Annotated in this window: 14 protein-coding genes and 1 pseudogene; 9 read left to right on the top strand and 6 right to left on the bottom strand. The window is 55.7% G+C overall.

Features of this window, described 5'->3' with window-relative positions; genetic code table 11:
• Positions 1–17: 17 nt before the first annotated feature.
• Positions 18–440: a hypothetical protein gene (locus tag I9H09_RS00325; RefSeq protein WP_122349867.1), complete on the bottom strand. Its 423-nt coding sequence runs from the start codon at positions 438–440 to the stop codon at positions 18–20.
• A gap of 943 nt (positions 441–1,383) precedes the next feature.
• On the opposite strand from I9H09_RS00325, the gene I9H09_RS00320 reads away from it, so the two are divergent.
• Positions 1,384–1,755: a hypothetical protein gene (locus I9H09_RS00320; protein ID WP_236502463.1), complete on the top strand. Its 372-nt coding sequence runs from the start codon at positions 1,384–1,386 to the stop codon at positions 1,753–1,755.
• A gap of 168 nt (positions 1,756–1,923) precedes the next feature.
• Positions 1,924–2,445, top strand: coding sequence for a hypothetical protein (locus I9H09_RS00315; RefSeq protein ID WP_147473313.1), 522 nt, complete (start codon positions 1,924–1,926; stop codon positions 2,443–2,445).
• Positions 2,446–2,947: 502 nt separating this feature from the next.
• Here the strand turns inward: I9H09_RS00315 and I9H09_RS00310 are convergent.
• From I9H09_RS00310 to I9H09_RS00295, 4 genes are all read right to left on the bottom strand, one after another.
• Complete coding sequence (locus I9H09_RS00310) at positions 2,948–3,685, bottom strand: hypothetical protein (protein WP_122325410.1); 738 nt, start codon at positions 3,683–3,685, stop codon at positions 2,948–2,950.
• A gap of 131 nt (positions 3,686–3,816) precedes the next feature.
• A complete protein-coding gene (locus I9H09_RS00305; protein WP_236502464.1) occupies positions 3,817–4,431 on the bottom strand; it encodes a hypothetical protein in 615 nt (204 codons plus the stop codon).
• A gap of 25 nt (positions 4,432–4,456) precedes the next feature.
• A protein-coding gene (locus tag I9H09_RS00300; RefSeq protein WP_122346372.1) for an IS3 family transposase occupies positions 4,457–5,619 on the bottom strand; the annotation gives its coding sequence in 2 pieces (ribosomal slippage) (positions 4,457–5,364 and positions 5,364–5,619; 1,164 coding nt in all).
• Positions 5,620–6,021: 402 nt separating this feature from the next.
• Positions 6,022–7,599, bottom strand: coding sequence for a carbohydrate porin (locus tag I9H09_RS00295; RefSeq protein ID WP_055004652.1), 1,578 nt, complete (start codon positions 7,597–7,599; stop codon positions 6,022–6,024).
• Positions 7,600–7,767: 168 nt separating this feature from the next.
• Between I9H09_RS00295 and I9H09_RS00290 the strand changes: the two genes are divergently transcribed.
• From I9H09_RS00290 to I9H09_RS00265, 6 genes are all read left to right on the top strand, one after another.
• Positions 7,768–9,042, top strand: coding sequence for an ABC transporter substrate-binding protein (locus I9H09_RS00290; RefSeq protein ID WP_005887756.1), 1,275 nt, complete (start codon positions 7,768–7,770; stop codon positions 9,040–9,042).
• A 21-nt stretch (positions 9,043–9,063) separates the two neighbouring features.
• Entirely contained in the window at positions 9,064–10,026 is a 963-nt protein-coding gene (locus I9H09_RS00285) for a carbohydrate ABC transporter permease (protein ID WP_005887755.1), read from the top strand.
• Positions 10,023–10,865, top strand: coding sequence for a carbohydrate ABC transporter permease (locus I9H09_RS00280; protein WP_005887752.1), 843 nt, complete (start codon positions 10,023–10,025; stop codon positions 10,863–10,865). Before I9H09_RS00285 ends, I9H09_RS00280 begins: the two co-directional genes overlap by 4 nt.
• 27 nt (positions 10,866–10,892) lie before the next feature.
• Positions 10,893–12,038 carry an ABC transporter ATP-binding protein gene (locus I9H09_RS00275; RefSeq protein ID WP_183142507.1) on the top strand — a complete coding sequence of 382 codons (1,146 nt, stop codon included), beginning with the start codon at positions 10,893–10,895 and terminating at the stop codon, positions 12,036–12,038.
• The gene (locus tag I9H09_RS00270; RefSeq protein ID WP_183142506.1) at positions 12,035–13,537 is read left to right on the top strand and encodes a glycoside hydrolase family 32 protein; all 1,503 of its coding nucleotides are present in this window, start codon (positions 12,035–12,037) and stop codon (positions 13,535–13,537) included. Before I9H09_RS00275 ends, I9H09_RS00270 begins: the two co-directional genes overlap by 4 nt.
• A 79-nt stretch (positions 13,538–13,616) precedes the next feature.
• Positions 13,617–14,609, top strand: coding sequence for a LacI family DNA-binding transcriptional regulator (locus I9H09_RS00265; protein ID WP_005887746.1), 993 nt, complete (start codon positions 13,617–13,619; stop codon positions 14,607–14,609).
• A gap of 135 nt (positions 14,610–14,744) precedes the next feature.
• Here I9H09_RS00265 and I9H09_RS00260 read toward each other — a convergent pair whose 3' ends face one another.
• Positions 14,745–20,480, bottom strand: coding sequence for a type III effector (locus tag I9H09_RS00260; protein ID WP_236502350.1), 5,736 nt, complete (start codon positions 20,478–20,480; stop codon positions 14,745–14,747).
• A gap of 597 nt (positions 20,481–21,077) precedes the next feature.
• Between I9H09_RS00260 and I9H09_RS00255 the strand changes: the two are divergent.
• Positions 21,078–22,567 (top strand): annotated as a pseudogene (locus I9H09_RS00255) (YifB family Mg chelatase-like AAA ATPase).
• Positions 22,568–22,572: the final 5 nt, after the last annotated feature.

Below are 22,572 nucleotides of genomic sequence, written 5' to 3'. Positions count from 1 at the left end.
GATAAACAGCCGGATGCTTAGTTGCCCACTCGCTTGAACCAGTAATTGTCCATTTTTGTTTCCCAGTTCCCTTTGCTGTCTTTCGGTATGACGCCGGCCCACAGCACGTTCAGTTTTCGATTGTATGTCCCTATGGAATGCCCACCGTAGGCACCCTCAAACGAGATCACCATTGGCCCCTGCCCTTTGACGCCCTCAACCCCTTCGTGACAGTAGGCTTTGTTAACGCGCGTCTTATCAAGGTTGTACTTTAACTCCAGCGTCACACAGTCAGTCCCGCACGCCTCTGCTGATGGGGATATGTCCATCACGACATGCTGACCGCCCGCTGCTGTCTCCCACCGCCCCGCCAGATCGCTGCATGACTTGACGTCAGCGGCTTGGGAGACGGAGGAAAACAGCGCGGCGACCAAAAGACCCAGCGTCGCAGAACCTTTCATGAAAACTCCTTTTCAACAACTCTTTTGTAGGGACAACAAACTTACCCTGACTTGGAATAATCTGGCGACGGCATTTGTTCGTCGATGTGGATGCCTTGTACAGGGCACTTAACCGGCAGCCACGTATTTTTGATGAGTGGTCAGCGGGATCAGTCTGGTTCCAGAACTGGCGATTGGGGTTTGTATCAATCAGAACAGAGAGGGCGGGGGGATTATTTAATGCAGGTGAGGGCTGATTTTTTGATAAGCCTGCGGCAGTTTTGGATCTCGCAGGTCTGATCCCACGGAATAAAGTCTGTCGGGGACATGTAAGCTATTGGTTAAAAAATGATTTTCAATAAAACCAGCAAATGTACCCAGCGCAAGCACAATAGAGCTATGACGGCCGAGAAATACCTCACTCTGTTACCGCCAGCGCAGAATCGAGCGGCCACACTGCCCAAGCTGAAACTGCAAACTCCGACCTGGGTGTCGTGTGGTTCGGTGAGGATCTGCCGACAGTGGTCTGAGCTGACAGCGAAAGATTGCGATGTTCCGCTATCAATCGGCAGTTAAGACTATTCGCTCGTCAAAACCTTGTAGTGCGTCCCGAGCACAGTGGCCTGGAAAAAGCGTCACCGGCTACTCGACCATAGGGTTCGGAGGCGCCAGCGACAGACTTTATTTCTTAGCTTCACTTCACATTGTGATGAAACAATAAAGATTGTCACAGTGCCCCGCGTATTCCGGGGGCCGTAGGTAATTACAAAGCTAGCTCCATAAAAATAAAGTTTGTCACAAAACTCAAAAACCTCCAAAAAACCGGTTCCATTGCAAACAATAAAGATTGTCACGAGGCCTTTGGGTTACGAAATTCGTAAAGAGATGCGCTGGAACCGTTGGCAACGCACATCACACGGCTCGCCGATTCATTACGGCATGTCGAGGTAGGCGGGGTGTGCTTATGTCCCCCACCCAACGAAAGGCACGATTCCCTCTAGTTTCTCAGCAGCTCGAGTTGCATCTTGAATCCAGATGGCATTACCTGCTGCGACGCGCAATCTGGATTTTAGCGGAGATGGCCAGGTTGAGCCTTCCTCCGACAGCTACCGACTACTATCTGCTTGCCACGACACCCTGGCCAGCCTGGCAAGCGGTCGTGAGTTTTTTCGAATTGGATTTGGAAAAGCTCAAAAGCGCGGATGTTGATCTGGAAGAACTACTCAAATCCACAGGCGTGACACAACAGTGGCTCAGCCCTCCAAGATACGACATACCCATGGGCGGTCACGTCTATCTGGGAAAAGCACAGGCCCAACTTGAAGAGCTTCCGTGACTAGCTCAGTTCAGGGAGCGGCCTGATTCAGCGTATCAGATCAGTTGTTGCTGCCATGAATCAAAGCCGCTCATCACCCCCGAACGGAGTGAACTGTCATAAATTACAGTTTCGAACTAACTAAAATTCGACTATAACGCTTGCCTTGACTAAATTGGGGACACAACAATGAAGTGGAATGAAAAATGGATGTGGGGCGCTATAGTTTTCTACATCGTTTCAGTGGCTGGAGTTTATATATTTAATTTGCACGACTATCCATTCTCTAAGTTTCCAGGTGACTGGGGCACCATTGGCGATTACTTTGGCGGCTTAATCAACCCGCCAACTTCGCTTATTGCGCTGTATTTTTTAATAAAAGCATATTTGAGCCAAAAAGAAGAACTATCAGCAACGAAGATCGCTCTGGAAGACAGTGCCAAACATCAAGAGGCGCTAGCAAAAGCTCAGATCCTGAGCATACAAGCTGCAGCAAAGTTTGAAGAAATAAAATTCTGGTCGAGCGAGGTAGAGAGATGCACGATAGCAACAAATAACAACCGGAAAACTTGGAATCTGAACGGTAAACAGCTATTCACAGATGAAGAAATACATGGCTACAGACTGAGTTGCTTCGCCATGATGGATAAGCTACTTAAAGAATCCAAACTGCTGCAGGTCGAAGTGGAAGATCTCAGAAAGCAACCATAGACTCTCGATGGCTTCAACTTTCTAAGAAATGACAGCATCTTTGCAAGGCCGGATACGAAGCTATTCGCTTCAGCCCGAGCCACGCACCGTTGACTGCCCCGCCTGGAATCAAGCCTCCCAGTCAACGGACTCACAGCAAGGGCATTTGTATCCACGGTTGACGATCCATGTGACAATCTCGTCTTTAAACACAAGAAGAGCGATACCACCAGTAATGATCACAGTCACAATCGTGAGAGCAAATCCGGTACCGGCGAAAAGATAGTATCTCCACGCTTGGAACCCACCCATCGGCAGTGCCCCGCCGAGAATTTTAATGAACAGCTCAAGATTGGTTTCTTCCGTATGCCCACAGCCTGGGGTCTTGCATCTAATCTTCATAATGGTTTTCGGATTCGATTGAAGAAGCATAAGTTAAATATTGAAGCTGAGAGATATTAATGGCTCAGCCAGTCGCTTGGACCGCCACTGTTCTATCTCTGGCAGATTTTGGTCCAGCTCTCTAGATTTTCAGTTTAAGCCAAAAACTGCCAATTTCTTCTGGTGTAGAAATTTTATAGTCTAGCTTAATCTTTTTTTGAGAAGATTCGCTATGACTTTTAAACACTGCCTCACCTTCAGAACTATCCATCAACACCCCTTCACCCATAGGGTCAAACTGAAAATAGTCTGTATGGAGTGCTTTGAAACGGTCTTTATATGAGACAAGCAAATATTTCTCAATGCCGCCTATAATGTGTTTTTCCTTACTACTATACTTCTTGGAAAAGACATTTAATCTATCTTCCAAGAGACCTGCACCCTCTATATCTTGGTACAGCACAAAATTCTTGTCGCTACCATCCACCCATGTCACGTTAGGAAAATACCCTTCAAGGGGTATAGTAGATTTATTAAGATGAGTATTTTTTGTATAAGGTCCGTTAATTGGAACAACCTGCAGCTCTCGCAGCTCTAAAAACGCTATAGGAACAGCGCGCAGTTCGTACATTGAATCCCCAGAGTTAGTAACTTCCAGCTTCTCTTTTCGAACTCCATCTTCCGAAGATACAAACTTAAAACGAGCCTTAATATTTGGTAAATAAGAAAGCGTAGCAATCCTTTGGGCATCATTCGCCAAGGATAGCTGGGCTTTGGCTATGGAATTAGCGTTAATCGAAACAATGATAGCCATGATCGCTAACAGTACAGAGACGCAAGTTTCAAAATAAATTTTATTACTTGTGAGGAAGACTTTCAAGTTAACTCTCTTTTTATCAATACTAGGCCATTATGCAGGTATCATTATGAGGGCCTCACTGAGCTCTGTTGCTCTCGCCAGATACCAACCAGTGATCAGCGGCTGATTCCATCTCTGCGAATGACTTCTGCTTAGCGCTTGGCTAAAGCTTTCTCCAAAATGAGCTTCAGATCTGGAGCGACCGTAAAACCCTCTGGGATGGTAAAGTTGTTCAGAAGCTTATCGCTGTACCCGTTTTGGGTGGCCACAACTTTTATTTGAGCCAATAGCTTCTTACCTTTGACGGTAATTGGACTAGGCCCCGCCCCCAGAGCCCATAAGTCGTCGGTCGCAGGTGAACCACCATCCGGCCAAATTAGCCTATTGATGACTTGGCGTTTTGAGAAAAAATCAGCTCGTGCCTTACTTACAGCCTTGGACGCAGTCTTCCGCCATTGCTCAGCTTCATCAAGCGAGATTTCGTACAGTGATGCCAAATAGTCGGCTGAGCAGAAATATCCTTCAATATCCGAACCTGCGGTTGTCCAAGGATATACTCCCTTCGTATTGAATGTTTCTGCCCATTTGGTCGCTTCCTCAGGCGTCATGAAGTCACCGTCACGGTGAATTACTGCTGCAACATCAATCTTGCCATCAACTAGCAAGCCGGAAAGTAGTTTGTCTTTGGGAAGGTTTTCGATCCCAAAACATCGACATAGCGACAGCTGGCGACCAAGCTCCGGCCATTGTTTGAGGATGGCCCGCAAGGGTTTGTCATCCTCATTGTAGTGGTCAACTGATCCCGGACACGACGTTAAGTTTTTTCTCGTACTGAGCGGGTGCCAGTCCATTATTGAACTGGTGTGGCCGAACCCAGTTGTAGCGATGCATCAGATAATGACTGATATCCCGCTGTGCCTCTTGGGCCGTCATGTAGCCCACGGCGGGTATCCACTCGGTTTTCAAGCTGCGGAATACACGCTCCATCGGCGAGTTGTCGTAGCAATTACCTCGGCGACTCATGCTCTGGCGCATGCGGTATCGCCAAAGCCGCTGGCGAAACTGTCGGCTCCCATATTGGGAGCCCTGATCTGAGTGAAACAGCAGGCCCTGAGGCTTGCCGCGTTGCTCATAAGCCATGTCCAGCGCCTTGATGACCAAGTCCGTGTCCGGTTTGTTTGAAAACGCCCAGCCCACCACCCGACGCGCATAAAGATCCATAACCACCGCCAGGTAATGCCATTTTCCTTGCGCCCAGATGTAGGTGATGTCGCCACACCAAACCTGATTGGGCGCGGGTACATCGAACTGCCGATTCAAAATGTTCGGAATGTCAGGCCTCTCCACTGTTGCTTTTTTATAAGCATGAGAGCCAGGTTGCTTGCTGATTAATCCCAGTTCCCGCATCAGGCCACGTACCTTGAACCGGCCAATTTGCTCGCCATCTTCCTGCAATACCGAAACGATACTGCGGCTGCCAGCAGCGCTTCGACTTTGCCCGAACAGCTCATTGACTCGACTGAGTAAACGAACCCGCTCGGTGTCTGGAGCCCGACGCCGCTGGCAATGGTCGTAGTAGCACGAGCGAGGTGTCTCGAACATCTCGCACAGCAATTCGATCGGCTCATGGGCACCTAGCTGATCGATCAGCGCAAGCGCTCGTGTTCTTCCGACATCAAGAGCGCGGTAGCCTTTTTTAAAATGGATTTCTCCCGCTCAAGACGAGCGATGCGCGCTTCCAGCTCCTGAATTTTCTGCTGCTCGGGCGTCAGGGCTTTGCTCTGAGGCGTCACGCCATTGCGCTCCTGCTGGAGCTGGCTAACCCAGCGACGCAGCGCAGACTCGACCACTCCAAGCGAGCGAGAAGCTTCGACATGGCTATAACCTTGATCGAGCACGAGGCCTGCGGCCTCACGTTTGAATTCAGCGGAGAAGGTACGGCGTTGCTTGGTCATCAGACACCTCTATATCTGGCGATATTCTCGCCTAAATGAGTGTCCGGAATCATTAGACCACTACAGCTAGCTTCCAGCTTTCGCCGCCTTGCCCTCGAAACAGAAACTGGCCTTTATCCTATTTTTGAAATCAGACCAGCCTGAGCATTTCACTGTAGTGACGATCATTTCGATCCCTGAAGAATGGTATAGGAACGATGAAGGTAGCCAAGTGACATCCCCCTGTCCAGCAACGACGTGTTGTAAGTGGACCACGCAGCTTGAGCACTAACTGAATCCCCTTAGCCAGCCCCCAGAACCATTCCAGCGGCACAAGAAAGCGAAGGGTGCTTCCCTCAGTCGCTAGTGCCGCCCGAGCTTCAAGTGCTTCATTTTCTCAATGGCATGTCTGAAACACTCCCACTAAAACCACGTTTCCATCTGAACACCGAATTGCCATACGCCACCGGCGCTGAAGTCGCTTTTGCCGAAATTGCCGGTCGTGCTATATCGGTCCAGGTCCGAGGACCAGTTCATAAGGCTGGCGAACACTCGCAATTCGGGACGGGTGAGCAAATCGCCCATGTCCGGCTTGAATGTCGGCGCGACTGTAAACTTCCAGAAGTTGCCGTCAACTGCATTGCGTTGCAGGTAGCCTTTGGGGTCAAGGTTCATGGTTTGCCAGCTAAGTTCGTAGGCCATCTCGAAGTTACTGTTGATTTCATTAGCCAGGCGCATGTTCAGAGTAAGCCAGCGATAGTCGTCACCTTTGACGTATCGGTCTTTGCTCTGCTCGGCCAGCAGGCTGGGGCCGATGCGCCATCCAGGCGCGATGGGTGTTTCGCCATACAGCGCCAGACGCAGTGCACGGGCGTCGTCGAGCAGTTCGCCATCCGAGCCAATGTCCTTGACCTGCGCGCCCAGGCCTTGCCCATAAAGCAACGCGGCCTTGGAGAAGCCTTCCCTGCCGAAAAAGTCTTTCTGGTGGATGGCCAGCATGGAATGCAAGCCCGAGTCTGCAGGCGCAAAGCCGGCCTGATTGGTGCGAGTGCCTATGTCGTTTTTCTTTGCACCAATGGCATTGAACATCCACTGCCACTGACCATCGTCGAAAAACTGGTTGGAGGTCAGGATGTAGCTTTCTACATCGGCATCGACGCCGCCCTCACTGAAATCGCCGTAGTTACGTCCGATCAAGGAATAGTTCGAACGCCAGTCCTTGGTCATCTGCACATCGTAAATACCGCCGCCGGTCCCGGCCAGAAAGACCACGTCCGAGTCCAGCCAGTGAATATCGAAATTATCCCTGTCGAAGCGCTTGCCGGCCCACAGCGTGGAGTTCTCGAACATTGAATTGCCCTTGAAAGCGGCGATGTGGTCGAGTTCGGTAAACACCTGGCGCACGTTCAGTTTGCTTTCGGTGGCCGTCCAGTCGTTGTAGCTTTCGACGCCATCGGCGATGGAAACCGTGAATTTGGAACGAGTGCCGTTCTGCGCGTAGATTTCTTTCGACAGGTCGAAACGCATGTAGGTGTCGTCTTCATTACCCAACCGCCCCACCGCGCCACCGACCGAACCCGCCGGGGTCGTATAGGGCCCACCACGACCGCCGCCCAACCCGTCGTTGATCAACAAGCCGGAGCGAGCATAACCCTTGAAGCTGAACCCGTCGGTGAGGTGCCCGGTAACGCTTGGCTTTTCCATGCTTTGCTGGCGTGCTTCGAGTTTTGCCACGCGATCGTCCAGGGCAGGCGCTGGACTGGCCGCCACAACAGGGGCAGCACCAGAGGCGGCAGGCTGCAAAGCAGGGTTGGCGAGTTTGATTTGCTGCAGCTCCCTGGCGAGCGCCCGGGTTTGCTGTTCGGCTACGGCTGCACGCTGTTCAGCAGCGCTGGCACGGGCTTCGAATGCGGCCATCCGCTCTTCCAGAGTGGCTGCCTGAGTGACCGTCGTCGAGGTACCGAGCACCCCGGCGAGTACCCATCTTGATGCGTTCTGCATATGGACTTCCTGCTTTGTTTTTATTGTTTTTGTGGCGTAGGCCACGCCTTTTTTCCTTCGAGGCTGAATCGTGCAAATCGAAGAAAAAAGGGTGCCACATCGAAAATACGCTGTTACATTAACGATGTTAACGTTAACTTTTATAAAAACAAAAATAAAGAGGGCTCTATGAAACAGCTGAAATCTCTTCTCGCCGCCGTGCTGCTCACCTCCTCTGCGGGGGGCTCTGCGCTATCGAACGCCGCAAATCTGACGATCTCCTGCGGGGCCGTCGGGGCGGAGTTGCAACTGTGCAAAGAGGCTGTTGATACGTGGTCGAAACAGACCGGCAACAATGTCCAAGTGGTGTCGACGCCCAACTCGGCAACCGAGCGCCTGTCGTTTTACCAGCAGATCCTCAGTGCCAAATCCACCGACATCGACATCATCCAGATCGACATGGTTTGGCCAGGCATGCTCGCCAAACACCTGACGGATTTGCATGAGCTACTCCCGGCGGATGCTACAAAAGGCTATTTCCAGGCGCAGGTAGACAACGCCACGGTCGATGGCCGGTTGGTGACGATGCCGTGGTTCACCGATTCGGGGCTGCTGTACTACCGCAAGGATTTGCTCGAAAAGTACCAAAAGCCGATTCCCCAGACCTGGGAGGAAATGACCGCTACGGCCACGCAAGTGCAACAAGCCGAGCGCGATGCAGGGAACGCGAATATGTGGGGTTATGTCTTCCAGGGGCGCGCCTATGAGGGGCTGACGTGCAATGCCCTGGAATGGATCAGCAGCCAGCCGGACGGCGGGCTGATCAACCCACGAGGAGACATCGTGGTCAACAGCCAGGCCTCAAGAGCCGCATTGACCCTAGCAAAAAGCTGGGTCGGCGTCATCTCTCCGCGCGGTGTACTCAACTACACCGAAGAAGAAGGACGTGGTGTGTTCCAGTCCGGGAATGCGCTGTTCATGCGCAACTGGCCTTACGTCTGGGCCTTGGTGCAAAGCCAGGACAGCGCTGTAAAAGACAAGGTCGGCATCGCACCCCTGCCCCGAGGCGGCGCAAACGGTACCCATGCCTCCACGCTCGGAGGCTGGGGCCTGGCGGTTTCGCGATACAGCAGCAACCCCAGGTTGGCGGCAGAGCTGGTGGCCTACCTGACCAGCGCCCGACAGCAAAAACAGCGTGCCTTGGCAGGCGCTTACAACCCGGTTATCGAGTCGCTCTATGACGACCCCGAGTTGCTCGCTGCGATGCCTTATTACACCCAATTGCGCGGCATTCTCAGCAATGGGGTCATGCGCCCCGCCGCCATCACCGCCAGCGGCTACCCACGCGTATCCAATGCGTTCTTTGACCGCGTGCATAGCGTGCTGGCGGGCGATTTACCGGTCGATCAGGCACTGGTTGAACTGGAAACCGAACTGAAGCGCATCAAACGACGCAACTGGTAAGCCACACGCAAGGAACTCACAATGCCTTCCTCTTCTATCGACTTTCCCGGTGACGACGCCTTCATCACTCGAGAAACGCCTGTACAACGTCGCAGGGTACGGGCCGCCTGGCTGTTTCTGACGCCGATGCTGGTGTGCCTGACGCTGGTGGCGGCCTGGCCGTTGCTGCGCACATTCTGGTTCAGCCTGACCGACGCCGACCTGTCGGACACTGAAGCTGGCTCATTCATCGGTTTGAGCAACTATCTGTTTTACGACGGCACCCTTTGGTCAGGCGTTCTGGTCGATCCACAGTGGTGGCACGCAGTGCGCAACACCTTGCACTTCACTGTGGTGTCGGTAGGCCTGGAGATGATCCTGGGACTATTGGTGGCATTGCTGTTGAACGTCAAGTTCACTGGCCGCGCGCTGGTCCGTGCGTTGATTCTGATCCCTTGGGCGATCCCGACTATTGTCTCGGCGAAGATCTGGTCATGGATGCTCAATGATCAGTTCGGCATCATCAACCACCTGATGCTGGGCCTTGGCCTGATCGATGCGCCTCTGGCCTGGACTGCAGATGCGGATCTCTCGATGTGGGCAGTCATCATCGTCGACGTCTGGAAGACCGTTCCCTTCGTCACCCTGCTGATGCTGGCGGCCCTGCAGATGCTGCCCAGTGATTGCTACGAAGCCGCCAGAGTCGACGGCATTCATCCGTTGCGCGTGTTCTGGCGTGTCACGTTGCCGCTGCTGATGCCGGCCTTGCTGGTCGCGGCGATCTTTCGCATCCTCGATTCGTTGCGGGTCTTCGACGTCATCTATGTCCTGACCTCCAACTCCTCCAGCACCATGAGCATGTCTGTCTATGCCCGCCAGCATTTGGTGGAGTTTCAGGACGTCGGCTATGGCAGCGCAGCCTCGACCCTGCTGTTTCTGGTGGTGGCGGTGATTGCCATGCTTTATCTGTACCTCGGACGCCGCCAACTGGAGGTGCGCTCATGAACCTGCGCCAACTGAAGAAAGCACTGCTGCGCGCAGGTTTCTGGTGCCTTGTCGGGATCTTGCTGTTCTACGCGATCTTCCCTTTCTACTACGCCATCGTGACATCGCTGAAGCCTTCCAGTGCCTTGTTTGAGGCGAGCTACTGGATCACCGAACCTGACTTCTCCAATTACACGACGGTCCTCAGCCAACCTTCATTCCTTCAGGCCATCGCGAACTCGCTCGTGGTTTCGCTGTGTGTAGTGATGCTCGCATTGTTTCTCGGCCTGACAGCGTCCTATGCCTTGGGCAGGGTGAAGTTTCGGGGGCGCGGCACGGTGCTGATGATGGTTCTCGGGGTCTCTATGTTTCCGCAGGTTGCGGTGCTGTCGGGGCTGTTTGAAGTCATCCGCATGCTGGGGCTCTATAACACCTCATGGGCGTTGATTTTGAGCTACACCATTTTCACCCTGCCCTTCACCGTCTGGGTGCTGACCACGTTCATGGGGCAACTGCCGCATGAACTGGAAGAAGCAGCCATCATGGACGGCGCCTCGCCTTGGGTCACGCTGACCCGTGTGCTATTGCCGCTGCTGTGGCCGGCATTGGTCACCACAGGCCTGCTGGCCTTTATTGCCGCGTGGAACGAATTCCTGTTTGCCCTGACCTTCACCCTGACAGACGCCCAGCGCACGGTGCCGGTCGCCATCGCCCTGATTTCGGGTGGCAGCTCCCACGAATTGCCCTGGGGCTTGCTGATGGCAGCGTCGGTGATTGTGACCGTCCCGCTGGTGATTCTGGTGCTGATATTCCAGCGCCGCATCGTTTCCGGCCTCACTGCCGGCGCGTTAAAGGGTTGATGCACAATCATGACAAGGAACAGCATCGTGATGAAATTAAAGCTAGCCAACATCAACAAGCAATTGGGCGGCGTACGTATTCTGCGCAACGTGAGCCTGGAGATCGCTGCAGGTGAGTTCGTTGTGTTCGTTGGGCCATCGGGCTGCGGAAAGTCGACATTGCTGCGATTGATCGCAGGGCTGGATTCGATCTGTGGCGGCGACCTGCTGATCGACGGACGACGCGTCAACGCACTGGAACCGCGCGAGCGTGGCGTCGGCATGGTCTTTCAGTCTTATGCGCTTTACCCGCACATGAGCGTTTACGACAACATAAGTTTTGGTCTCAAGCTGGCCAAGACCGAAAAAAGCAGCCTGCGTGAACGCGTACTGAAAACCGCAAAAATTCTGCAACTGGACAAGCTGTTGCAACGCAAGCCCAAAGAACTGTCTGGCGGGCAGCGCCAGCGTGTGGCAATGGGCAGAGCCATGGCGCGGGAACCGGATATTTTGCTGTTCGATGAACCGCTCTCCAACCTCGATGCCTCATTGCGGGTGCAGATGCGCAACGAGATCGCCCGGCTCCATCAACGGCTGGGCTCGACCATGATCTACGTCACTCACGACCAGGTAGAGGCCATGACCCTGGCGGACAAGATTGTCGTACTCAACGGCGGTCGGGTCGAACAGATTGGCTCGCCACGCGAGCTCTACGAACGCCCCGCCAGCCGCTTCGTCGCCGGTTTTCTGGGCTCGCCCAGAATGAATTTCCTGCCAGTGCGCCTGCACGCGGCGAACCGCAGCAGCCTGATTGATATCCCGGCACTGGGCATGGCATTCCTGCCCTTCGACAGCTCGAACCTGGCTGACGACGCGCAACTGACGTTGGGCGTACGTCCGGAGCATATATCCCTCAGTGCTGCAAACAGTGGCAGTGGCGTTAGCGTGACCGGCGTTGAATATCTGGGCAGCGAGGTCTATGTACACCTCGCTACAGGCGAGAACGAACCCTTGATCTGTCGTTGCGAAGCCACAGCCGGATGGCAAGTGGGCGACCGGGTCGCGCTGCAACTGGATACTGGCAATGTGCACTTGTTCGACGCCGATGGCGTTGCATTGAGGCGACACCCAAATACCCATCAGCACCAGACCAACGAAACCACGGCGCACGTCGTACAGGCGGGTACCCTATGAGTGTTTGTGTGAATGGCATGAACGATCCAATGCCCGCAGCCCTCGAGCGTGCGCACGATGCGCTCAAGGATGGCCTGTCGCAGATCGTCCACGATTATCGACCCGCTTATCATCTGGCCCCGCCTGCTGGCTGGATGAACGACCCGAACGGTGTGGTGTACTTTCGCGGCGAATATCACGTGTTCTATCAGCACCACCCCTTCGACGCGAAGTGGGGTCCAATGTACTGGGGCCACGCCAAGAGCGCTGACCTGGTCCATTGGCAGCATTTGCCCATTGCGTTGGCACCCGGCGCTGACTTCGACCGGGACGGTTGTTTTTCCGGCAGTGCCGTGGTGTGTGGCGATACCCTGGCACTGATCTACACCGGGCACACCTGGCTGGGTGACGTGGGCGACGAGCGCTTTATCCGTCAGGTGCAGTGCCTGGCCACCAGTATCGACGGCATCAGCTTCACCAAACATGGCGCCGTTATCGATACCCCGCCGCAAGATGCGATTATTCATTTTCGTGACCCCAAGGTCTGGCAGCAGGATAACCATTGGTACCTGATTGCTGGCGCGCGTCTGGGTGACACGCCGCTACTGCCGTTGTATCGATCTGCGGACCTGCACGTCTGGGAATTCGTGAACTATGTGTCCACCGGCAACGAGGGCGATGGCTATATGTGGGAATGCCCCGACCTGTTTCGCCTCGACGCACGCGACGTACTGCTTTACTCGCCCCAAGGCATGCCCGCTGAGGGCTACGAGCGACTGAACAAGTTTCATACCGGCTACCGAGTAGGTCAGGTCGACAGGCAGTGGAAGTTCACTGGCGGGCCTTTCATCGAGCTGGATAACGGCCACGACTTCTATGCAGCGCAAACGCTGGTGGCTGCCGATGGCAGACGTCTGGTGTGGGCGTGGCTCGATATGTGGGAGAGCCCGACCCCCAGCGCGGCGCATCATTGGCGCGGCATGCTCGGCCTTCCGCGCGAACTTGAATTGCGCGCCGATCGCCTTTGCGTGCAACCCGCACGCGAACTGACGGCATTGCGCAACACGTCGATGCCAGGCACCTCATGGTGGAGCGAAGCGGGTACCCGGTGGCTGATCGATGTACACGGCGACCTGCTCGAAATTCATGTGAGCCTGGACCTTCGCGACTGCATCAAAGGCCGCCTTGGCGTGGCACTGCGCTGCAGCACAGATGGCAAAGAGCAGACACTGCTTTACTACGATGCTTCGCTGAAGCGCTTGATATTGGACCGTGACCAGTCGGGTACCCACGTTTTCGGTCAACGCAGCGTGGCAATAGATCCGCAACAGGACCGGCTCGAGCTGAGAGTCTTCCTTGATCGCTCCTCCATCGAGGTATTCGACCAAAATGGCAGCTTCACCCTCAGCAGCCGCTTTTATCCACAGAACGACAGCCTGGGGGTCAAGCTGATTGCCAACGGAACCGGAGGCCGAGTCTGTATTGCAAACGCCTGGACACTCTCCTCGGGCTACGTGTAGGTAAATCATTGACGTCGCGAAAAAAATCAGGCCTCTGTAGCATGATAATCATCAGTCAACCTGACAGGCCCCGCCTCGCATGACCTCAGTTAAAGACGTTGCACGATTGGCCGGTGTTTCCCTGATGACGGTGTCTCGAGCGCTCAATAATCCGGAAAAACTGAGCCCCGAGACCTATCAGCGAGTCCGCAGCGCGATTGACGAGCTTCAATTCGTACCCAGCCTGTCGGCTCGCAGAATTCGCGGCGACAACCTGCAGACACGAACGATCGGCGTGTTTGCCCTGGACACCGCGACAACACCCTTCGCGGTCGAGCTGCTGCTGTCCATCGAACAGACCGCGCAGCAAGCAGGCTGGAACGTATTTATCCTCAACCTGCTAAGCAACCCGCCAACCGACCAGAACATCGACCTGATGCTGTCACACCGGCCTGACGGGTTGATCTTCAGCGCCATGGGGTTGCGCGAAGTGAGCATTCCGCAGCGCTTGAAGAGCAAACCACTGGTGCTCGCCAATTGCGTGGCTGATGACAGCAGCCTCGTCAGTTATGTGCCAGACGACGAAACCGGGCAGTATCGCGCCTTGCATCACGCGTTCAGCCAGGGCTATCGACGCCCGTTGTTTATCAATCTGCCAAAACAGAGCCTGGCCTGGAAAATTCGGCAAGCGGGTATGCAGCGTGCCTGCCAGGCATTCGGCCTGGCTACCGGCGAGCTCTTGCAATACAACCTGTCCGAACATGACGCCTATGGGGAAACCGCAGGTATCCTCGAACGGCACATGACTGATGGCCGTCCGCAGTTCGACATTCTGATCTGCGGCAATGACCGCATTGCCTTTTGTGCCTACCAATTGCTGCTGGGCCGTGGCCTGAAAATCCCCGGTGATGTCGCCGTGCTTGGCTATGACAATATGATCGGCATCTCCGAACTGTTCATCCCTGCACTGACCACGGTGCAACTGCCGTATTACGAGATCGGTCGCAATGCCGCCAGGCACTTGATAGAAGGTCTCGAAGTTTCAGGCACCCAGCAGGTGGATTGCCCACTGGTGGTCAGGGAATCGTTATAAAGAACTTGCGTGGCACAGGTCACGTATCAGCGCTGAGCACGCGCGGTTTGTATAACGAACGTTGACCGACGAATCAACAAAACAAATGAAGCGACCCTCAGGCCGCTTCATTTGTTGTTGCAGGGAACAGCGAAATCACCGCTGCGTCTTATCGAGTTCGCCCCACGTCATATCACGTACGGCATCGCTGAAGCTGCGCTCACCCTCAAGAGCAGCGCGGTTTGCCTGGTCCAGGCGTTTAGCGGTCGCGTCCATCGCTTGCTGCTCGCCAAGCCAGTGGGCGCGCAGCCATTGCAGCGATGAATTAATGCTTTGCAGCTCCAACGCCATCTCTTCGCTGTTGCCACTGCCCTCCTGACCGCCGCTTTCAAGTTGCATCAGGAGCGCGTCTCGACGTGCGACCTTGTCATTCACTTGCGATGAGATGCGGTTAATTTCAAGCCCAGTCGCCGTGCCCACTTTCGCCCCTTCTTCAGCAAGTGTTCTTATGGCATTTCCGAGTGAACGCCGACGCGTTTCAACAGTAAGCAGATGGGCCGAAGCCGGGTTCTCCTCCTGCGCGGTCTGATCGCCAGTTGTCGTGTAAACCATTTCGCTGGCCTGACGCATGTCCTGCTCAGCCTGATCCAGTGTCTGATGATATCGATCAAGCGACGCAAACGTCCCCTGCGCGCCTTCTCCATCAGCGTCACGGTCATCAATTTCAGGCACTGGCAATTCAGGGATGCGTACAAGCAGCCTGTCTATATGTGCGGACGTCAGCCCATAAACCTGCTGAAACGAACCGATAGCCTTCGCCTCACGCTTAAGCGCCGAACTCATACGCTGAACTCTACCGTCAAGTTGGCTTATCAGGTCATTGGTTGTTCGCTCAGCAACATCGCCTGTGGCGCGTATCGTTGTCTCTCTACGCGGCGACGGAGGGGAGTAAGGAACTTCCCCAGCCTGCGTTCTCTGCCCCAAGGCCTGAAGACCGAATCCTTGTAATGCGCTTAACGGTCTCTGCAACGCTCTGTTTCCGGCTTCCAGTACTTCAATACCTTGCAAACCGTCATAAAGACCGTAGCGGAACTGGATCTCTGCTTCGAACAGTTGATGCGATGTCGCGCCAGTGGCCGAAACATTCAACAGCGGCAGGCCTATTCTTGAAGTCACCGGGTTTTCATCAGTGTTGTGTACGGCAATCGCCGCCAGTCGATACAGATCAGGCGTGTTTTTGATCTTGTCCAGAACGCCGCGCCAATTCAGTTCGCTTGCAGAGGGCCCCTGCAAACCGATCGCGCGTGCCGAAGCGTTCTGCTCCCGTGCCAGTAACGCGTCGTTGATGGCGAACCTCGCCTGTGGACGCATCTCGAAGACATATCGCACCTGATTGACGTTGGGCAACGACTGGAAACAGAGCATGACCTGATCAAGGCCAGGTATCTTGCGACGCAGCTCCGCCAGGTCGTTAAGTTTGCTGCCAAGCCCCAGATGACCGATGGCGTGAAAGACTACTGTTTCCAGAGATTCACGCCCGAACAGGTTGAACTCCACGCGCGCCCCCGGAATGGCCCTGGCACGGTGCTGAACGGCGCTTTGGTCCTGCTGACGCAATTGATGCAGCATCTCCACTACCGAGGCGCGGTCAATTTCGGAGCTCGCACGCCACACGCTGCTGTGCGCATCCGACATTTCTCTGGCCGCATTGAAGCGCTGACGGCGCAGAGCCCCACCCTCAAGGGCACCACCGGCTTCCACCCTGCGCGCCTCGGGACCCTGAATGCGGTCGATCATCTGTTCGATTGCTGCAATACGCTGGCCAGCGCTGGCAGAGTAATTGAGGGCACTCAACTCCCCGCTATTGTCAGGAAAGGCGCTGGCCAGACGCTGACGCATAATGTTCCATTCCTTGGCCGTAACAGGCTTGGCGACCTCAGTATCAAAGGTGCGCTTATAGCTGGCCGTCGACAAAAAAGGGCCCCGACGCTTATCGTCCACTGCGGCATCGGTCGGCAACTGCACATCGCTTGACGCAACGCGGATGCCGGCGAGCTGCAAGTTACCGTTCCCAGTGGACGCATTTATCAGCTTTTTAGGGTTATTGCCGAGTGCAGAAGACAGCGAGCCCCCAAGGTTCAGATTGCTATTGAACTCAAGATTGAAATCCGTGCGCCCCTGAAATTCCAGACCGATGATATCTGCCCAGGCGTGATCCAGATGCAACTCCATTTGGCCCCAGTGCGCGCCAGCCTGAGCTGTCCCGCCTGCCGACAACGCCATCGACGCGGTACTGCGCCGGTTGTCTGCACTGGATACTGCAGCAGCTGCCGTCGGCTTTTGTGGCCCGTATTTCTGGCTCAAGCTAAATGGCGACACGCTGACGTTCGCCCCCACAGACGCATTCAAATTGGTTTCGAACAGGTCCAGGCCAATCGAACCACCGTTCACACCGGTGCGCAGGATTTGGGTGCTATCGGGGTGATCGACGTCGAACAACAGCCGCACGAAATCGGAAATCGTCGAAGGCGCGATGATTACGGCGGCGCCCTGACCATGTTGATACGCACCGGACAGGCTCAGGTTGCCGGAGCCTCCCCAAGTCGAGTTCATCGAGCGCCCCGGCCGCGCATCAAGAACACGTCCGCCGCTGCCAGCGCCCGGCTTGAAGTCGATTCCTACCCCGGACGTTGCTGCTACAGAGGCCTTGGAATGGCGCACAAAAAACGCGACCAGCCCGGCATCGCTGTCCTTGCCATCGCCGATACGCTCTACACCAAGCACCTGAAGCGCCTCGCCAGTCACCCCGACGCTGAACGCATTAAGATGCTTCCAGTCAGACGCGCCCAACGAACCGCGAAGTTCCAGACCACGCGATTGCGTCGAGAAAAAAGTACTTCTGTTGAAAAGATCCAGGAGTAGGTCGGACATACGCGCCGCCATTTCGTCCGGCTTGGCATCGGGCGGCAAGCCAAGATTCTTGAGCAACTGGGTGCGGCGCGCCGATCCCGGCAACGTTATCTGTTCACGAAACGTCGTCACCACGTCATCGAAGGCTGCTAATTGCCCCCACGAAGACAGGCCGAGTTTGCACAGCGCCGGAAGCCTGGCATCTTGCTGACGCTTATCAGCCATTTCGAGCGCCTGCGCGTCAGTGCTTCTCAACAGCTCGTCATAATCCACCAGGCCGGCAACCAACCCCGCTGTTCGCAAACCGTAGGGAGCATTGCGACTGGCGCTATCAGCGTATCCATCATCAGCCGGTAAACGTACGCCGGCACGCATCATTTTTTCGCTGACCTCGTACAAGACACCCAGCAATTCAGCCTCACGTTCGCTCATACGATCAGCGTAAAGCGCAGCGCCTGCAGCCAGGGCTTTAATGCTCATGTTGAGGTTCGGCAACATGTCTTCCGACCTAGACAACCCGACGGAAGACAGCGTTTTATCCACTTGCGAGTGCTGTCGTCGCCATAGCTCGGCCATCCGGAACGTCGGCGTAGAGGTGGTAGAACTCAGATCATGCGCACTGTCACTGCCGCCCATATCGCCCATGATTACGCCTTCATGGAAGCCGATCTTGCGCAAGTCACGCAACAAGGCTTCCAGTTTCTCTTCTCGCAGGTTCAACAAGCGTTGTGTTTGCTGATGTGACAGCCCGAACCGTTCTCCGTCAGACGGTCCTACGGCCAAATCGACACGCACCTGCGCGAGCGTCGGCAGATTTTCGAACAGCGTTTTGCCTGATGCATAAGCCTGTTTCGCCTCATTGTGGAAACCGGCCAGGCGTCTCTCCTGAGGGGTCGGTGGCAGAACGACGCCAAGCGTGTGTGCCATTGCCCGCGCCGTGCTATTCACCGCTGCGCCCAATACATCTCTCGTCAATGCGCCAACCTGAGCGCGAGTTGTATCAACCACTGCCTGCAGGCTTGACGCCGTGGTCAGCGGGTTATTTGCTGTTGTCCCCAACAGCGTTGTCACCAATGACGCGTCATGATGCGGTGTGCTGATACGACTGGCTTGCTGTTGATTGGCGAGGGCGTTGCTACCCGCAAGAAAGTTCTCCGAAGGCACTTCATCCCCCTCCGGCTCAGGCTTTACGCGTGCCGGCAAAGGCTGGTTGTCGTGTGACGTCATTGAAGGCAGTAATGTGTGCCAGTTTTCTCCCAGTTGTAATTGTATTTGCCCTGTTCGAGTGGCACGAAGACTTGAAGGATGAACAGTGCCCGGCAGCTCTATCTGCACCGGCTCCCAGTCATCGTTTGCGCTCAACCGTTTCAACTGAGGCCGTTGGTTATGGGGATGATGCAGTACGAGCAACTGATCGTTGAGCCCAATAGCGATGGCAAGGGGGCGCTGCAACGATGGAAGCTGGCGGGCTTCGCCACCTGCGGCGGCCACTAATCGCCCCGATTCTGTCAGCGCGACACTCCGACGATTGCTGTGAACCGACAGCGCGCGTACTGGCTCGTCAAACTGCGCGATAAGACCGGTACGCACCCCGACCGTATCCGGTACGACCGCCAAGGGCCCACCCGCAGGATAACGCGGAAGTTCGGCATCACTCGGCAACCATGAGGTTCGCCCCTCCAGCTTCAGTTCGAAGACTTGCCGGGCATCACCACACAAAGCAAAAACCGGTTTCCTGTCAATAAATCCCGACGCAGATGAGTGAACAGATGTGACACCGGTGAGCGGTTCGCCACCGGGCTGCTTTAACCGCTCCCATGGCTGGTCGGGAGCAGGCTGATAATGAAGCACGCCGTCTATATGCCCCACCTGAGCATGACCATCAAGCTGAACACGCGACTGCACATCTGCGTCCGATGGAACATGCAGTCCCTCGGTGTGGAGCAGCAGCAAGGGGCGATCCAGCAGATACGCTGGACGAAACAGCGCCTCGCCTGGCGCTTGCTGCAAGCTCATGCGCCTACCGTTTTGATCCTGCAGCATCAGGTGAACAGTGTCGTCCCTGGACAATCCCATAGCGGTCACGGCCCAGCCTTTAGCCCGCGAAAAATCGTCAGGCAAGTTCAGCCGGTGGGCTTCTACAGGCCCGGTACCTTGCAGCTCGGCTTGATAAACGCGTCCTTTATCATCAAGGACCAGCGCAGCGTTGCCGCTCGGCAATGGCAGGAAATCAATGGGGCTCGCCGGGCTCTGCTCGCTACCCTGGCTGTTGGCTGCTGACCGCCACAGCTCGACAGCACGGGAACTGCCATTCGAATGAAGCACTCCCTTATGCAGCCACTGCACCTCGCCACCGGCGTCAATCCGTACTGCCGCACCTGCAGGAGGTCGCTGGGTTGCCACGGACTCGGCAGACGTCTCGGTTGCGCGCCAGAGTTGACTGCCGTTATGTACATAGACACGACCGTCCGCCTGCAAACCAATCATCCGCAGTGGCTCACGGCGATCCATGCCAGGCAGCGTCAGGGGCGTCCAGCGTCCTTCCAGACTTGCGGCATGAACCACACCGCCTCGCTCTAGATAGGCTCGATCCGGGGAAGACTGCCAGACCCCTGTCAATAATCCTATTGGCGGTTCGGCAAGTCGGGCAGCTACGCCATCAGCGTTTATTTCCCCGCTGATACCTCGCTCGACTTGCGGATGGACCGTCAAAACTGCCATCAACATGCCAGGTACGGAGGTGAAAAAGGCCTCATTGCTCGGCGCTTGCTGGTCGTGGGGTACAGCGGCATAGCGCAGTAGCTTGCCGTCGTTACCAAGGCTGGTTTCGCTGCGAACCGGCGGTCGCTTTGCCAGCCAGGCATTAATGACGCTTTCTCCCTGCGCATCGTTTCTGACGCGAACACGCCTTCCAGACTGCGACGGCACGGCTTGCAGTCCGAGCACCTGGCTATTCAAACCTGCATGAGGTCGATTTCGCATGCCGCCTCTGCGAGACGACTCACTTTCGGCAGCCAAGGGTTCTGGCGATGGGGAGGGAGGAGGACTGACCGCGGGCGAGGCCCTGTCCATGTCTTGAAGCTCTGAAACGGCAGTAAATCCGGAAGAGGTAATCTTTACCATAATTATTATTAAGTCCCTGTACAGTAAATTTATATTCTGTTTATCACCCACGAAGAAGCAACGGCATCAAGCCGAGGAAGACGCGTTTCAAATCGTTGTTACAGGTTGAACGTCCAGAGCATTATAAAAATTGCTAATTAATGCCTTCTCCGTGGCAGCCATAAACGACAGTAGTTTAAGTGGCTATGCAACCCGTTCAGTTCCTATAGTTGTCATAAAAAAGTCACAAGCATTTTACGCAGCGGCTTAACGGTTAAGTCGTTCCAAAACGGTTTTTTTGACCACCGCGGTTCAACCGGAGTCTACGTGTTGTAAATGAGCATTCCGATTGGACTCGCATCCGGGCACGGACCTTTCAATCCCTCCTCCACTCACACTCTGTATCCATTCCTCGCCTACCCTCACCCGCCAAATAAAGCACGATACCCGCCCATCGCTCATATCAAGGAATGATCTATGTCGCTGGCCATCGTCCATAGTCGTGCCCAGGTCGGGGTGGAAGCCCCGGCGGTTACTGTTGAAGCGCATTTGGCAAACGGCCTGCCAGCCCTGACGCTGGTGGGGCTGCCGGAAGGTGCGGTCAAGGAGAGTAAAGACCGGGTGCGCAGCGCCATTCTGAATTCCGGGCTGGATTTCCCGGCGCGGCGTATCACGCTTAATCTGGCCCCGGCTGACCTGCCCAAGGATGGCGGTCGCTTTGACCTCGCGATTGCCCTGGGTTTGCTGGCCGCCAGCGGGCAAGTGCCTCTGGTTGCGTTGCAGGATGTTGAATGCCTGGGCGAGCTGGCGCTATCGGGGGCGATTCGGCCGATTCAGGGGGTGTTGCCTGCTGCGCTGGCTGCACGCGCGGCAGAGCGGACGCTGATCATCCCGGCGGTGAACGCCGAGGAAGCCTGTCTGGCTTCCGGGTTGCGGGTGATTGCCGTCAATCACTTGCTGGAGCTGGTCGCGCATTTCAACGGCCGCGCGGTAATTGCGCCGTATCAGTCCAGCGGCTTGCTGCATCAGCCCAAGCCGTATCCCGATTTAAGCGAAGTACAGGGTCAGACAGCTGCCAAGCGTGCGTTGGTGATTGCCGCTGCCGGGGCGCATAACCTGTTGTTCAGCGGGCCGCCTGGCACGGGTAAAACACTGCTTGCCAGTCGCCTGCCGGGCTTGCTGCCGCCGCTGGATGAGCACGAAGCGCTGGAGGTGGCGGCGATTCAGTCGGTCGCCAGCCAAGTGCCGTTGACCAGTTGGCCGCAGCGACCGTTTCGGCAGCCGCATCACTCGGCATCCGGGCCGGCGCTGGTGGGCGGTGGCAGTCGTCCGCAACCTGGCGAAATCACCCTCGCCCATCATGGTGTTCTGTTTCTTGATGAACTGCCGGAGTTTGATCGTCGAGTGGGGTTTTACGCGAACCGCTGGAGTCCGGGCATATCGTGATCTCCAGGGCACGGGACCGCGTGCGCTTTCCGGCGCGGTTTCAGCTGGTGGCTGCGATGAACCCGTGCCCCTGTGGCTATCTCGGCGAGCCGACCGGACGCTGCCGCTGTTCTACCGAGCAGGTGCAGCGTTATCGCAACAAGCTGTCTGGTCCGCTGCTGGACCGGATCGACCTGCACCTGACCGTCGCACGTGAGGCTACGGCGCTCAATCCCGACCAGACCACCAGCGAAAACACTGCCAGCGCCGCAGCGGTAGTTGCTCAGGCACGCGAACGCCAACAGCGTCGTCAGGGCTGCGCCAATGCCTTTCTTGATCTGCCGGGGCTGCGCAAATATTGCGCGTTGTCGAGCACTGACGAACGCTGGCTGGAAACAGCCTGTGAGCGCCTGACCTTGTCACTGCGCTCGGCCCACAGGCTGCTGAAGGTAGCGCGCACCCTGGCTGATCTGGAGCAGGTGGATGCGATCAATCGCAGCCATCTGGCTGAAGCGTTGCAATATCGGCCTTCGAATAATTGAATACC

The organism is Pseudomonas tremae, from assembly GCF_023278125.1.
Lineage (GTDB): Bacteria > Pseudomonadota > Gammaproteobacteria > Pseudomonadales > Pseudomonadaceae > Aquipseudomonas > Aquipseudomonas tremae.
Note: the sequence above shows the minus strand (reverse complement) of the source record. Positions and strands in the feature narration are given on the sequence as shown.

Excerpts from the sequence above, each read along its gene's own strand:
- I9H09_RS00325 (WP_122349867.1), bottom strand. The coding sequence starts at position 440 with ATGAAAGGTTCTGCGACGCTGGGTCTTTTGGTCGCCGCGCTGTTTTCC.
- I9H09_RS00320 (WP_236502463.1), top strand. The coding sequence starts at position 1,384 with ATGTCCCCCACCCAACGAAAGGCACGATTCCCTCTAGTTTCTCAGCAG.
- I9H09_RS00315 (WP_147473313.1), top strand. The coding sequence starts at position 1,924 with ATGAAGTGGAATGAAAAATGGATGTGGGGCGCTATAGTTTTCTACATC.
- I9H09_RS00295 (WP_055004652.1), bottom strand. The coding sequence starts at position 7,599 with ATGCAGAACGCATCAAGATGGGTACTCGCCGGGGTGCTCGGTACCTCG.
- I9H09_RS00290 (WP_005887756.1), top strand. The coding sequence starts at position 7,768 with ATGAAACAGCTGAAATCTCTTCTCGCCGCCGTGCTGCTCACCTCCTCT.
- I9H09_RS00285 (WP_005887755.1), top strand. The coding sequence starts at position 9,064 with ATGCCTTCCTCTTCTATCGACTTTCCCGGTGACGACGCCTTCATCACT.
- I9H09_RS00280 (WP_005887752.1), top strand. The coding sequence starts at position 10,023 with ATGAACCTGCGCCAACTGAAGAAAGCACTGCTGCGCGCAGGTTTCTGG.
- I9H09_RS00270 (WP_183142506.1), top strand. The coding sequence starts at position 12,035 with ATGAGTGTTTGTGTGAATGGCATGAACGATCCAATGCCCGCAGCCCTC.
- I9H09_RS00265 (WP_005887746.1), top strand. The coding sequence starts at position 13,617 with ATGACCTCAGTTAAAGACGTTGCACGATTGGCCGGTGTTTCCCTGATG.
- I9H09_RS00260 (WP_236502350.1), bottom strand. The coding sequence starts at position 20,480 with ATGCGAAATCGACCTCATGCAGGTTTGAATAGCCAGGTGCTCGGACTG.